This window comes from Candidatus Eisenbacteria bacterium, from assembly GCA_018831195.1.
Lineage (GTDB): Bacteria > Eisenbacteria > RBG-16-71-46 > CAIMUX01 > JAHJDP01 > JAHJDP01.
The window spans coordinates 1-13,786 of record JAHJDP010000034.1 but is presented as its reverse complement, the minus strand read 5'-3'; the positions used below and the strand labels follow the sequence as shown (position 1 = coordinate 13,786).

Sequence of the window (13,786 nt, the reverse complement as noted above, 5' to 3'; positions counted from 1 at the left end):
TAAACGTTATGGGATGGTCATCGATCTCGATCGCTGCACGGGTTGTGGCGCCTGCATGGTCGCCTGCGCCGTTGAGAACAATCTCCCCACACCGCCGGTTGAAGCTCAGGACAACCGCGGGCTGACATGGTTGCGTGTGTATCAGTGCGGCAACGGCCGCACCTTTCCCGATTTCAAAACGGTCTTCATTCCGGTGCCCTGTATGCAATGCGATCATGCGCCTTGCATCCATGTCTGCCCGGTAACGGCTGTCGACTATGACACAGAGACCGGTATTGTCGGCCAAATACCCGAGCGGTGTATGGGGTGCCGGTATTGTATGGCCGCCTGCCCCTATCACGCCCGGACCTTCAACTGGTGGGATCCGGTTTGGCCCAAAGGGATGGAAAAGAGCTTGAATCCCGATGTCTCCCCCCGCATGCGGGGCACTGCGGAAAAATGCAACTTTTGTCATGGCAGGCTCCACCGGGCGCGCGAAAAAGCAGCGTCTGAGGGCCGCAGGGATCTGAACCCGGGCGAATATATCCCCGCCTGCGTCGAGGCCTGCCCAACCCGCGCGATCCACTTCGGCGATCTCCAGGATAGCGAGGATCCAGTGGCCAAGCTGTCAAAGAGCCCCCATGCCTTCCGCTTGCTGGAATCATTACGGACTTTTCCAAAAGTCTTTTATCTCTCCCGCCAGGATTGGGTAAAGGATGTCGGAAAAAGCCGGCTGGAAATGCTCAGAAAAGATATCTATCGTGATTCGGAGAGTGAATCAAATGGATAAGGGTCTTATATCGAGTGAGGTTGAACGAACCTCCCTTCCGCGCTTCCTCGCATGGCTCCTGCCCTGGGTTTTAATTTTGGGATGCGGCATTTGGGCGATGAAACTTTGTCTCGGCCAAGGCCTCTTTCACACGAATATGGACAACCGTTTCGCCTTCGGGCTGTGGATCGTTCTGGATCTCATCATTATTGCCCTCGGCGCCGGCGCCTTTTTCCTCGGATTTCTCACCTATTTAATGAAGCAAAAAGAGATGAGAGAGGTTCTGAATACCGCGGTGATCGTCGGTTTTATTTGCTATAGCGGCGCCATCATTACGCTCGCCGTCGATATCGGCCAACCGATCCGGTTTTGGTATGCCTATTGGCACGCAAACGTCCACTCGATGCTCACCGAGGTGACTTTTTGCATCTCGATATATCTAATGGTGCTCGCTATAGAGTATATTCCCATCATCCTCAGGAACCGGAAGTTGAAACAGATCCCCTTATTCTTGGTGCTCGAGTTCAATCTTCATAGGATCATGTTTCTTTTCGCCGGATTGGGAACCTTCCTTTCATTTTTCCACCAGGGATCACTGGGCGGGATGTTCGGCGTCTTGAATGGAAAACCTTTCGCCTTCCGCGAAGGATTCGCCATCTGGCCGACAACCTTCTTTCTTTTTATCCTCTCCGCCATCGCTTCCGGGCCTTCATTTATCATGCTGATATCAATGATCGTCTCTAAATTGTCGAACAAGCGGCTGGTCTCAAGGGATGTCCTTTCGAGATTGGGCCGCATTTCGGGCATCCTCATGTCGGTTTATGTCATTGCCAAACTGATAGACACGATCGCCTGGATCGTCGTCACCGCGCCGTCGAGCGGATTCGATGTCGCCGAATTCTACCGGAATGAGCCCTTTGGCACATGGGTTCTCTTTGCCGAGCTGACAATCTTCGGCCTTTTACCCGCAACGATCCTGCTGAACCGCAATAGGACACGGCAGACAAAATGGCTCGTCCTCGGCGGGTTTCTCACCTGTTTTGGAATCGCATTTAATCGATTCGTCGTGACCCTGCAATCTCAATCGGTGCCGGTCTTGTCATTCGATCGATTCATGATTTACTGGCCGACATGGCAGGAATGGGCGATCGTCGGCGCCGTCATCGCCTATGGGGTCATCCTCTACTCACTTTCATTTCGGTACCTGCCCCTCTTTCCCAGAGAAAAGGATCTGCAGGCGCCGCGCCGAAACGATTAACCCCGGGAAATTAAGATGGTATAGCCGCCACCGGTCATCTTTGCAAAGGTTTCTTTGTACCGATATCTTTGTACAGTCGTTTTTTATACAGCCATCTTTATACAAATTTCTTTTATGGCCATCGCTCCGCATGGCTATCTCTGTATATTGTACCGCTTGATCTTGGCATAGAGTGTTGAACGATCGATACCCAGGATATCCGACGCTTCTTTTATATTGCCGTTTGTCCGTTCCAAAACACCTTCAAAAAGAAGCTTCTCCACCTGTTCAAGCGGCATGTCGGTCGGAACATCCCACCTCTGCGTTTTCACTTCCGTAAGCTGCAGGAAATCAAAATCGCCCGGTTCGAGAATTGTCCCCCGACAAGTCACTATCGCCCGCTCGATCGCGTTTTCGAGCTCCCGGACATTCCCCGGCCAATTGTGATCCAGCAGAAGTTTTAGAGCGCTCGCGGAAATGTCCCGAACCGGTTTGCCGGTCTCGATCGCGAGCCGTTCGATAAAATGACGGGCGAGGAGGGGGATATCTTCTGTGCGGTCCCGCAAGCGTGGAATTTGGATATTGATCACATTGAGGCGATAGTAGAGGTCATCCCGGAAGGTGCCCATTTCCACCGCTTCCTGGAGATTTTTATTGGTCGCAGCAATCACCCTGACATCAACCGATATCTCTTCCGTCCCGCCGATACGGAAGAACTTCCTCTCCTGCAGAACCCGCAGCAAATCCATTTGCAGTTTGGGCGAGATATCCCCTATCTCATCGAGAAAGATCGTGCCGCCGTCGGCCAACTCGAACTTCCCCATCCTCTGTGCAATGGCTCCCGTAAAAGATCCCTTTTCGTGCCCAAACAACTCAGACTCAAGCAGAGTCTCAGCCAGGGCGGCGCAGGAAACTCCGACAAACGGTTTGTCCGCCCTATTCCCCGCCTGGTGGATCGCCCGGGCGATCAGTTCCTTCCCTGTGCCACTGGCGCCCTGAATCAAGACGGTGCTTCTCTGAACGGCGACTTCCCCTATCAGTTCGAAGATATCGTGCATCTTCGCGTTCTTGCTGATGATGTCTTGAAAACTGTATTGCTTTGTCAGTTTTTTTCGAAGATAGACATTTTCTTTTTGGAGGTTTTTCAACCGGATGATTCTCTCGACAAGAAGCGAGATCTCTTCGGGATTGCAAGGTTTAACAAGATACTCGCGGGCGCCCTCTTTTATGGCCGCGATGGCCGTATCAACGGTCGCATAGGCGGTCACAATGACCACGGTCGCTTCCGGATTCCCCTTGCGAATTTCAATCATTGTCTCGATGCCATTGATCCCCGGCGGCATTTTCATATCAATAAAGGAGATATCATATTCAGTCACCCGGGCCATTTCCAACGCCTCACGGCCGGAGGCGGCGACATCGACGGTATAGCCGTCCTCTCTCAGCCAAGCCGCCAAGGATTCGCGCATGGCCATTTCGTCATCCACCACCAGGATTTTCCACTGGCTGTTCATAACTCGCTCCTCTTGGTCCTACTTACTGCAGCCTAAATCATCAAGCTTATCTTGAAGACGGACATGGCAACTTCCACAAAGCTCGATCATCTTGTTATCAATATCCCCGACATTAATTGAGAGGGACATGGCGCATTCGGGGTCGAGACAATGGACCAATCCGAATGTGTGGCCCAGCTCATGTAATGTCTCCTTGAGAATCCTTGAAAGAAGCAGATCGTGATAGGCCGGCAGGCCGTAAAATTCCTGCCGGAGCCGGGCCAGCGACAGAAATGCAACCGGGCCCTCGACCTGCGCCTGACCAAAGATATATGTCAGCATCGGGATAAAAATGTCTTTCTCGGTGACCCCCAGCAATCTCACCGTATCCGCCGGGCACCTTCCGATAATATCCCGCATAATGAGCGTTGCATTATATTGTTTTCTGTCCGGATCAAACGCCTCTTCCGGCATATCCATCGGGGCGAGAACAGCTGTCTCGCATCTGAAAATCCGCACAACGAACCGGACGATCTCCTCCTGGATGGCCGGTTCGATTTGTTCCACTGGCAACAGGTAAAACATGGGGATTAAGCCGTGATCCGGGCTTTCAGGCTTCTGGTCCGAATCTCTCGCGTGGCACGTCGCCCAACGGCAATGTGACACGGAATGTCGTCCCTTCCCCTACCCTGCTCTCGACGTCGATATGCCCTCCATGAGCATTCACAATTCCGTAAACAACGGCCAATCCGAGGCCGGTTCCCTTGCCCTCCTCTTTTGTGCTGAAAAACGGATCAAAGATCTTCGTGAGATGCTCCTTTGGGATGCCCACACCGGAATCTATCACTTCCAAAATCACATTGGCCCCGGCTGAATCGAGCCTTGTTCTTATAATCACGGCACCGGGATCAATCATCGATTCGGCGCCGTTGAGAACGAGGTTCATGACGATCTGCTGGACCTGCGAGGAATCACAGGTCACCAGCGGCAGGCTATCGCTGAGATCAAGCTCCGGTACGACCTCGCCCAGTTCCAGCCGGTGCGAGATGACGGATATGGTCTTTTTTATAATCTCATTCAGATCATGGGGTGTTCTCTGGGGGGTCGATCTCCGCGAGAAAGCCAGCAGATCGGTGACAATCCGCCCGGAACGGGCCGTCTCGGTGACCACATGATCGAGATAAGTCCGGAATTCAGCGACCCTGTCCGGCGGTATTCCCTCATCCGTCAGGATTCGCTGCATAAGTTTGGCGAAATTCAGGACTCCGGAAAGGGGATTATTGATCTCGTGGGCCACACTGGCGGCCAGCTGGCCCAAGGAGGCCAATCGATCGCTCTGAATCAGCTTCATCTCTGTGGCCTGCAGTTGTTTTGTTCTCTCCTCCACTTTGCGTTCGAGCGTATGCGTAAAATTGTTGATCTCTTGCTGCGAAGCCTGGAGTTGCTCCCTCATATGGTTGAACGATTGCACGAGGGCGCCCAATTCATCCCCCGTATCGATTGTGACCGGCTTGTCAAGATCGAGCGCGCCGACCGATTTCGTCGCGGCGATGAGTTGGCGCACCGGCATCGCCACAAGACGGCGCGTAAAGAAAATGATAAAGAAGGACAGCAGGATGACTGAAATCGCTGAAAGAAGGACCGCTCGAAAACGAACATCAGCTACCTTTTCTTCAATCCGATCCAAAGGCATCGTCACATCCAGGACACCCAAAACAGTGATATCCTCAGGATGGGCATGACAATCGGCTTGGCTGCAGGCCGGCTCATTATAGATCGGGGTCACCATCCCCATCATCCGGCCGCCGCCGGCTTCGTGAAAGACCCTTGACCGGGACGGCATATCGACACGAACCAGAGGTTGTTCGACGGCATGACAGAGATCGCAAGCTTCGGCATTCATCTCAACCACCTGCCCGCTGTCGGGGCCGGTGGAGAACATGATTTGACCTTCTTTGTTAAAGATCCTGACTTTGCCTATATTATTCTGCTGGCCGACATTATTCATCATCTCATAGGCATTGTCCCGCTGGTCTTCCAGCATGGCGCGCCAGGTGCTGCTGACAACCGTCTCGGAGACTAAATCGGCGCTCAGAACCATTTCATCCAAAAGCTGCTTCGCTTGCGTATCGACATTAACAAAAGCAAAAATCCCTTCGGCAATGACAACAACCGTGGTCAGATAGATGATCAATCGCAGAGCGAGTCCCCGAAACATGGAAAATTTCTTTCTTGTGGGCATCAAATAATCCTCGTCCCTTGCCGTAATAAATAGGCGGAAACTTCCGATGGAGACCGCGAATCTATAATGTCAAATTGACGCCCCGGAGCCTCTTCTTTCCGCGATGCGGCATATCCACCGGGGTGCGTCATCGAACCGGCGCTCACCTGGGTGGCGAGAAGCGGCGCTATGGCGTCCCGGAACGCCGCGGATTCGCGGGTCGAGAGAACTAATCCGACCTGGGGAAGATAGAGACGCAGCACAGCCATCATATGGATGAGATCTTCATCTTCAACCGGATGGGGGGGCTCGTACCCCCCCGGCGCCTGCCGCAACCGCGGGAATGAGACCGTTATACTGATGCCGGGGAAAAGATCCAGAAGCGCCCTGGTGTGAAGCCCCAACGCCATGGCTTCATGCCGCCAGTCACCCAACCCTAGCAGGCTGCCGATCCCGATCTTCGACATGCCGCCGAGAGCCGCCCGCTCCGGCCCCTCGAGCCGCCAGAGAAGATTCCGCTTTCGGCCGCCCTGATGGACTTCATGATAGAGTTCCGGATCATATGTCTCCTGATAGAGAGTCAAACCCGTCGCGCCGCTCTGCACCACCCGGGCATATTCATCCGTGGACATGGGATAAACTTCAAGCGAAACCGTTTCAAAGTGGGGTTTTACAATGCGTACCGCATTTTCGATGTAGTCGACGCGGACTTCTTTTGGAGCTTCGCCTGTCAGCAGAAGAACATGACGGATGCCGGAAGCGGCCAGAGCCATCGCTTCGTTTTTGATTTCTTGTGGAGAGAGTGTAACGCGCGGCAGCGGGTTTTTATAGTTAAAGCCGCAGTAAACACACAAATTTGTACAGCTATTGGAAAGATACAAGGGCGCGTAAAGGAGAATCTCATTGTGGAAAACCCGGCGGGTCATAGCCGTGGCCTGTTCCACGAGCCGGGAGCGGTAGGGATCAGCCGCGGAGGCCAGCAGCTTCTCCAATCCGTCATTGGAAAGCGTCTCGCCCGCGGCAAGCCCGTCCAGAATCTCTTCGACCTCATCCGCCCCAACAGCCGCCCGGCGTTCCTTTGACAGCGCGGGCCCCTGATCCATATGCCGCGCCAGGGCCGATGTCAGGAGATTCCCCGGCCAGGGCTCCGATCCCCTCAAAACCCGCGGGCAATCTTCCGGTTTTTTGCGGAGGAGACGGAGCTTGAGAAGGGATCCCGCATTGAACGGCGGTTGGTCGGGGAAGAGGGTATACCATTCGGGTCTTTCGGTAAGCTCCTCCCACGGGAAACCCCACGGTGATGGCGTATCGGCCCAGGACGCCTTCAACCTGACGGGCGGCCCGGTCGAAGAATCATCCACAGGATTTTTTGAACCCCTCTCGTCCATCATTCTTCCCCTATCCGGGTCTGATCTATCATTTTGGGATCCGTCACAAGGGCGGCTCTCCCGCCATTGTACGCAAGTTAGTCCATCGAACCAAGAGGGCCCTCTCTCGTTCATCATCCTATCCCATTCATCTCATTCCGGTCTCGTTTCATCCCATTCAGCCTCGTTCCGCCCCGGTCCCGGCTCTTCCCCGGCCGGCGACATCACCCGACCCGGTGATTGTGACCCCTCATATTATGGGATAACCTATGGGAGATAATATCATCGCCCACTTATCATGGAGGTCAGCATGCCGCAACCACGCCAGCGCCTTATCCAGGCAGAGGATCTATTCCGTATCGCCCTGCCCGGTTCCCCCAGTCTGTCGCCCGATGGGTCACAGATCGCCTTTGCCGTCAAGAAGACCGATGCCAAAAAGAACCGGTATCTCTCCCACATCTACAGCATATCGACCAAGGGGGGGCGGCCCCGGCAAATGACCACCGGGGAACAGATCGACGGATCACCGGCCTGGAGTCCCAATGGCCGTTGGATCGCCTTCATCTCAAACCGCGAGGATAAGAGCCAAATTTGGTTGTTGCCCGCCGATGGCGGTGAGGCGAGGCCCTTGACCAACCTGGCCGGCGGGCCGGTGCGGGATCTGGCCTGGTCCCCCGACAGCCGGAAGATTCTTTTCGGCCACCGGATCCAACCCAAAGAGGATCCGGAGAAGAAGAAACTCAAAGCGACCTACAAACATATCACCCGGCTCACCCACAAATTGGATGGGGATGGGTACTGGCCGGCTGAACGGTGGCATCTCTGGACGATCGGTGTCGCCGGCGGCAAGGCGCGGCAGATCACCTTTGGCGAGGATGATGACAGCAGCGCCTCCTGGAGTCCCGACAGCCGGCGGATCGCCTTCATCTCGAACCGGCTGGAAGACGCTGATTGGCATTACGAAAACAGCGATCTCTATCTCGCCAACGCCGATGGCAAGCGCCTGCGGAAACTCACGACCCGGTTCGGGAGCTGCGAGATTCCAACCTGGTCAAATGACGGCAAAACAATTTACTATCTCGGCAATTACGCCAAAGACGGGGAGTGGAATGCCCACCCCATGCAGGTCTTCCAGATTTCTGCTTCCGGCGGAAGGGAAAAGAACCTCACCCCCAAACTTGATTACTGGACACTCAATATGATGGTCACCGACACGGCCTCGGCCTCGGCCGGCGCGATCCTGCTTCCCTATACCGACGACGGCGAAGAGCGCCTTCTGATCTACTCAAGTGAGCGCGGCGGCACACGCCTCTATTCCCTCTCCACTAAAACCGGCAAGCTCCGCCGGGAATTTGTCGAGGATGCCAATGTGATCGGCGTCTCCGTTCATCGTGATGGCAACCAGGCCGCTGTCGCCATGGCCAGAATGATGGATGCCGGCGATATTTATACCCTGCCGCTCAATGGTTCCGGCGCGGCGCGGCGTTTGACGCATGTCAATAAGGCCGTCTTTAATTCGTGCCGGCTGACCGAACCTGAAGAGATCCTCTTCCATAACGGCCAGACGAAAATTCAGGGCTGGGTTCTGAAACCGCCGGGATTCAAGCCGGAGCGCAAATATCCGATGCTGCTTGAGGTTCACGGCGGCCCGATGTGCCAATATGGTTACACATTCTTTCATGAGATGCATCTGTTGGCGGCGAAAGGGTATGTTGTCACCTTCTGTAATCCCAGGGGAAGCGATGGCTACGGAACGAAATTCCGCAGTTGCATCGACGGTAAATGGGGAACGGTCGATTACGACGACTGTATGGCCGTCGTGAACTCCATGACCCGCAAGCGTTATGTCGATTCAAAGCGCCTGGGAATCCTCGGCGGCAGCTATGGCGGGTTCATGACCACGTGGGTTGTGGGACACACCAACAAGTTCAAGGCGGCGGTGACACAGCGATCGGCCGGAAATATGTACACGATGTATTGTTCGTCTGATTTCGGGTACAGCAGAAAGTATAAATACAAGGCTTATCCGTGGGAAAATCCGATGCGGTATTTGAAAGACTCGCCGAATTTCTATGCAGGCAAGATGAAGACCCCGCTTCTCATCATCCACAGCGAAAATGATCTGAGGTGCCCGCTCATCAATGCGCAGGAACTATTTACCTCACTGAAGTTGCAGAAGAAGACAGTGGAGCTTGTACAATTCGAGGGTGAATTCCACGGGTTGTCGCGGGGCGGAAAACCGATGAACCGGTTGGAGCGGCTCAACCGTATCGTCGCGTGGTTTCAGCGGTACCTGTAGACGCCGGCCACGGCCTGAGGGCGGGGCCTTCCCCGGCAAAAGCCCCAATCATAGGCGCCCGGGGGTTTCCTCTGCAGGGAACCCCCGGTTTCTTTTGGTTTCAGCGGCAGGATCCTTCGGCGCAGAGACTATATCTTCTTTCCCCTTACCGTGAGAACGGGGCAATCGGCCCTTCTCAAGACGCGTTCCGCGACACTACCCAGAAAGATATGGGGAAGCCCCGAGAGGCCGTGGGTTCCCATCACAATGAGGTCTACTTCTTCCTCCTCAGCCACATCAACAATCGTCTTGCAGGTCTTCCCTTCGCGCACGAGCTTCTTGATTCTCAATCCCTCCAATGGGTAATCGCTGAGTAGATCGTTCATCGAAGCTTTGCATCGATCCTTTAGATCAGGGTCCCATTGAAAGGCGCCACCGGCCGCGTAGAAAGATGGCGGCATCACTTCCTGAAAAACATGGAGGAGAGCGACCTCCGCTCCGTCATGACGGGCGAGATTAATGGCGCATTCCATCGCCGGTTTCGAAGCTTCGGAGAAATCGACAGGCAGGAGTATCCGCCGGTAGGCGCTTATTCTCTGTTGTCCTTTCCTCAAAATCATGACCGGACAGGGAGCGTTTCGAACGACTTTCTCGGCGACGCTTCCCAGGAAGAATTGCCGGACCGGAGCGGCGCCGTGAGCGCCCATCACAATCAGATCCGGCTTATACTCTTCCGCCTGATTCAGTATGGCATTCCAAGGAGAGAATCCCCTTTGAAAGACCGTGTTAATTTGTATCTCTTTTGCCTTTCCCGCCAACTCATTCATGGTGGGAACCAATTCGGATTCGATCGCCTCATAGGCTTTCTCGAGCAGCGGGAGGCCTTTGCGAATGAGGGCAGGATCATAGCCATGCAACACAAGGGCGTGCACCACCTGCACTTCCGCTCCGAATCGCTGAGCCAAGGAAACCGCCTGCTCGAAAGCCTGGATAGCGACCGGTGAGAAATCCGTTGGGTGTAGGATTTTCTTAAACATGATCCGATACCTCTCTTCCATGGCTGGAATCCCAGCGGTAAATCCTTCCATCTCCGTCCAACTGAACCAGTATGCCCCCTCAGGCTCGATACAGACAAACAATTCCCCCGCCACGGCGGCCGCATGAAAAGCAATTTCCCCTTTCGCCACCCCCCAAGCCGCGATAAAGTTCACTGTCCCCCCGAGGAGGAGGACCGGGGTCGACGGATGTTTGAAACAGGCGGCCGCCTCGAGCGCGGGGCTTCGGATAGGACAAAGAGAAACGGACCGAACCCATGATCAATGTATTATCCTTCGCCGGAATGACCTGGAATATCCTCGAAGATATCGTCGAACATGGCAACACCCTTGTTTGGTCGACGCCGGAGAAACTTCCTTGGCTGGTGGTTCTTCTGGTGGGGACGGGTATCTTTATCACCGTGCGTTTGGGTGGGATTCAGTTCCGCGGATTCCGGCACAGTATTGATGTCATCCGCGGGAAATATGACGATCCCCATGACGAGGGGGATATCAATCACTTCCAAGCCCTCACGACCGCGCTTTCGGCCACCGTCGGTGTCGGAAATATCGCCGGCGTCGCCACCGCCATTCATTACGGCGGACCGGGCGCCATGTTCTGGATGTGGATCACCGCCATCTTCGGGATGGCCCTAAAATACGCCGAATGCACCCTCGCGATGCGCTATCGCACCTTCGATGGCGCCGGCAAAGCCTCCGGCGGGCCGATGTATTTCATTGAGAAGGGCCTCGGCAAAAACTTCAAATTCCTCGCCATCCTCTTTGCCGTTTGCGGGGTTTTCTCCTCCTTCGGCAGCGGCAATATGAATCAAGCCAATACCGTGTCGGTCAGCGCCGCCGCTGATTTCAGCGCGCCGTCATGGATCGTCGGTCTTATCCTCGCTTCGTTGGTCGCCCTGGTTATCCTCGGCGGCATCCGGCGGATCGGCAATGTCACCAGCCGTCTTGCGCCCGGCATGGCCATTATCTACTCCGTCGGCGCGCTTGCCATCCTCGTCATCAATGCGGGTAAGATCCCGGGCGTTTTCGCTCAAATCCTCACCGAGGCTTTTTCACCGCGGGCCAGTCTCGGCGGGACGGCCGCCGGTATCTTCAGCCTTACCCTGCTTTGGGGCGTTAAACGGGGGCTCTTCTCAAACGAAGCGGGCCAGGGAAGCGCGCCGATCGCGCATGCCGCGGCGAAGACGACCGAGCCGGCGCGTGAAGGCGTCGTCGCTATGATCGGCCCCTTCATAGATACAATAGTCATTTGTACATTTACCGGTCTCGTCATCCTCAGCACCGGCGTCTGGGATAACCGCAAACCCGATTCGATCGCGCCGCTCAGCCGCATCCAGGTTCGCGCCCTTCCTGAAGTCCACAGGCTCCATCCCATGACCGAGGATGAAATCCGGCAGCAGGAGCCTTTCATTGGCTCCGTTAATGTACAAGATGGCGTTCCCGAGGGATTGGCCTTTTTCGCCAACGACGGCATCGTTGACAATATCCGTCTTATCGTCGGCGATGAGGAGGTCTCCGGATCTCTTGAAGTGAGTGAGGATGGTTCGATCGTTCTGACGGATGGACCCTGGGCCGGCGCGATACCAATGCTCAAAGGCGCCATGTTGCAGAACTCTTCGGCCCTTACCGCATGGGCCTTCCAGCGGGGTCTCGCCCCCTTTGGAAACTGGGGCAATCTCGTCGTGACCCTCTGTGTTTTTCTCTTCGCCCTCTCCACCATCATCTCATGGTCATACTATGGCGATCGTTGTGTCGAATATCTCTTTGGTGTCCGATGGGTTCCATTCTACAAACTTTTCTTTGTCGGATTTGTTTTTCTCGGCGCCGTGAAATCCCTCGAGATCGTCTGGGCCTATGGCGATTTTGCGCTCGGTCTCATGGCCGTCCCGAATCTGATAGCATTGGTCGCGCTCAACGGCAAGGTCCGGGCGATGACACAGGATTACTTCAGCCGGACGCATCTGCCCATCAAAGGAAGGCAGGACAAGCCCCACCGGCCCTTGGTGAGCCGATAACCTCTCCGGTAACATCAAGGTGTGATGCAAGATAAGTCGACATCCCTCGATGCCGATGGATCAACCCTGGGCCGGGATCGCTTGCCATCCCCCCGGAGTTGTCCTATGATTTGTTAGGAAACTGAGGTGTATCAGATGACATGGGCTGATAGACCACAGCAGGCCGGATGGAGTTGCCATACGAGATGATCGATTTAATCCGGGTGCCGCGACAGCACCTTTTTCTTTGTTCCTTCCTTCTCATTCTTGGGTCAAGCATGATACGAGCAGAATCTAATCCAGACTTTTCGGAACCCCGAGAGGGAGAGACCCTTGTATTTCACTCCCAGGCCGTGAATCCAAGAACCGTAACCCGCCATTTTCTAGCAAGTTGCCAGGATACACTGCGCATCGTGATGTACAAGTTCACCGATAAGAAGACGGCCCAGTGGATTAAAACTCTTCTCAAGCAAGGCGTTGTGGTGGAAATGGTTATGGACGGACAAGCAGCGGTCGATGAGAATGAGAGACCGTGGGCGGCCCTCGTCTCCCGGGGAATGCAGCTGAGGATCTGGCCGCCCCGCTCCGGCAAACTGCATGCAAAATTCGCACTGGCAGATGGTTCGGATCTCCTTACCGGTTCGAGCAACTGGACCTCCAGCGGCATGGTTGGGAATTTCGAAGTTCTGCTCTGGAGCCGAACACCTTCTGTTGTGGCATCCTACGAAGAAATATTCCGGAGTCTTTGGCAGGCGGCTGAACCCCTGCAGGGGGAGGATGAGAAGTGAAAAGGGCGGGTTCGACACGAGAAACTCTCTTATTGATCTTTGTGTCCGTTGTGGGATTGGTGCTGCTGGCGATTCTTGTTCCCGGGCGAGCCAGGGTTATGGCCCCCTGTGAACTTCTTCCGGCTCAAAAATGGGAGCTGCGCGAAGCAAGGTCAGGGTGGCAGAGCCGGATAATCGATCACCGTCAAGGCGGAACCCTGCAAGTGGAGAGCCATGATGTGGGGGGACCGGCGCGCGTCAGCATCGCGGTCCCGATGCATCTGCCGCCGGCGATCCATTCCAATGCCTCCATGGGCGTGCAGGTGGAAGCGGGTCAAATCGTCGCCCGCATCGCCCCCGCGGGTCTTGAAGAGAGCGACCTCAATTTGCCTGTCGAGAGTCTCTTCCGTCTGGCGCATGATATCGCCACGCCGATATCCGGCCGGCTGCGTCTCGGCGACGGAGCCATGTGCCAAGTGGAAACGATCGATGATCTTGTAGCCCGGATCTACGTTTCCCAGCGGGAACCGATGACCCTTCTGCCCGGCAGCCGGATCCATATTGAAATCGACGGCCTTGCGGGAAGCAGAGAGGCTGAAGTCCTCTCCGTTCCACCGGCTCCGGGA

11 protein-coding genes are annotated in these 13,786 nt (G+C 55.2%); 6 read left to right on the top strand and 5 right to left on the bottom strand.

What is annotated here, in order from left to right:
• Positions 1 to 13: 13 nt before the first annotated feature.
• Positions 14 to 769, top strand: a complete 756-nt coding sequence (locus KJ970_07060) for a 4Fe-4S dicluster domain-containing protein (GenBank protein ID MBU2690672.1) — start codon at positions 14 to 16, stop codon at positions 767 to 769.
• Entirely contained in the window at positions 762 to 2,006 is a 1,245-nt protein-coding gene (gene nrfD, locus KJ970_07055; GenBank protein MBU2690671.1) for a polysulfide reductase NrfD, read from the top strand. Before KJ970_07060 ends, nrfD begins: the two co-directional genes overlap by 8 nt.
• A 134-nt stretch (positions 2,007 to 2,140) precedes the next feature.
• On the opposite strand, the gene KJ970_07050 is transcribed toward nrfD, so the two are convergent.
• The 4 genes from KJ970_07050 to thiH are packed head-to-tail and all read right to left on the bottom strand — an operon-like array spanning position 2,141 to position 7,090.
• Complete coding sequence (locus KJ970_07050; GenBank protein MBU2690670.1) at positions 2,141 to 3,499, bottom strand: sigma-54 dependent transcriptional regulator; 1,359 nt, start codon at positions 3,497 to 3,499, stop codon at positions 2,141 to 2,143.
• An 18-nt stretch (positions 3,500 to 3,517) separates the two neighbouring features.
• Positions 3,518 to 4,063 (bottom strand): archaemetzincin family Zn-dependent metalloprotease, encoded by a 546-nt coding sequence (locus KJ970_07045; protein ID MBU2690669.1) that lies wholly within the window; start codon positions 4,061 to 4,063, stop codon positions 3,518 to 3,520.
• A 25-nt stretch (positions 4,064 to 4,088) separates the two neighbouring features.
• Entirely contained in the window at positions 4,089 to 5,696 is a 1,608-nt protein-coding gene (locus KJ970_07040) for a HAMP domain-containing protein (protein MBU2690668.1), read from the bottom strand.
• A 23-nt stretch (positions 5,697 to 5,719) separates the two neighbouring features.
• Entirely contained in the window at positions 5,720 to 7,090 is a 1,371-nt protein-coding gene (gene thiH, locus KJ970_07035) for a 2-iminoacetate synthase ThiH (GenBank protein ID MBU2690667.1), read from the bottom strand.
• A 286-nt stretch (positions 7,091 to 7,376) separates the two neighbouring features.
• Between thiH and KJ970_07030 the strand changes: the two genes are divergently transcribed.
• Complete coding sequence (locus KJ970_07030) at positions 7,377 to 9,365, top strand: S9 family peptidase (GenBank protein MBU2690666.1); 1,989 nt, start codon at positions 7,377 to 7,379, stop codon at positions 9,363 to 9,365.
• A gap of 128 nt (positions 9,366 to 9,493) precedes the next feature.
• Here the strand turns inward: KJ970_07030 and KJ970_07025 are convergent, their stop codons facing one another.
• The gene (locus KJ970_07025; protein MBU2690665.1) at positions 9,494 to 10,555 is read right to left on the bottom strand and encodes a universal stress protein; all 1,062 of its coding nucleotides are present in this window, start codon (positions 10,553 to 10,555) and stop codon (positions 9,494 to 9,496) included.
• A 128-nt stretch (positions 10,556 to 10,683) separates the two neighbouring features.
• On the opposite strand from KJ970_07025, the gene KJ970_07020 reads away from it, so the two are divergent.
• From KJ970_07020 to KJ970_07010, 3 genes are all read left to right on the top strand, one after another.
• Positions 10,684 to 12,414, top strand: a complete 1,731-nt coding sequence (locus tag KJ970_07020) for a sodium:alanine symporter family protein (protein MBU2690664.1) — start codon at positions 10,684 to 10,686, stop codon at positions 12,412 to 12,414.
• Between the two features lie 332 nt (positions 12,415 to 12,746).
• Positions 12,747 to 13,181, top strand: a complete 435-nt coding sequence (locus KJ970_07015; protein ID MBU2690663.1) for a phospholipase D family protein — start codon at positions 12,747 to 12,749, stop codon at positions 13,179 to 13,181.
• Positions 13,178 to 13,786 (top strand): hypothetical protein (locus KJ970_07010; GenBank protein MBU2690662.1); only part of this gene is annotated, 609 nt, incomplete at its 3' end. The genes KJ970_07015 and KJ970_07010, both read left to right, overlap by 4 nt.

Bases quoted from the DNA above. Each gene is read 5' to 3' on its own strand.
- KJ970_07060 (MBU2690672.1), top strand. From the start codon at position 14: ATGGTCATCGATCTCGATCGCTGCACGGGTTGTGGCGCCTGCATGGTC.
- nrfD (MBU2690671.1), top strand. From the start codon at position 762: ATGGATAAGGGTCTTATATCGAGTGAGGTTGAACGAACCTCCCTTCCG.
- KJ970_07050 (MBU2690670.1), bottom strand. From the start codon at position 3,499: ATGAACAGCCAGTGGAAAATCCTGGTGGTGGATGACGAAATGGCCATG.
- KJ970_07045 (MBU2690669.1), bottom strand. From the start codon at position 4,063: ATGTTTTACCTGTTGCCAGTGGAACAAATCGAACCGGCCATCCAGGAG.
- KJ970_07040 (MBU2690668.1), bottom strand. From the start codon at position 5,696: ATGTTTCGGGGACTCGCTCTGCGATTGATCATCTATCTGACCACGGTT.
- thiH (MBU2690667.1), bottom strand. From the start codon at position 7,090: ATGATGGACGAGAGGGGTTCAAAAAATCCTGTGGATGATTCTTCGACC.
- KJ970_07030 (MBU2690666.1), top strand. From the start codon at position 7,377: ATGCCGCAACCACGCCAGCGCCTTATCCAGGCAGAGGATCTATTCCGT.
- KJ970_07020 (MBU2690664.1), top strand. From the start codon at position 10,684: ATGACCTGGAATATCCTCGAAGATATCGTCGAACATGGCAACACCCTT.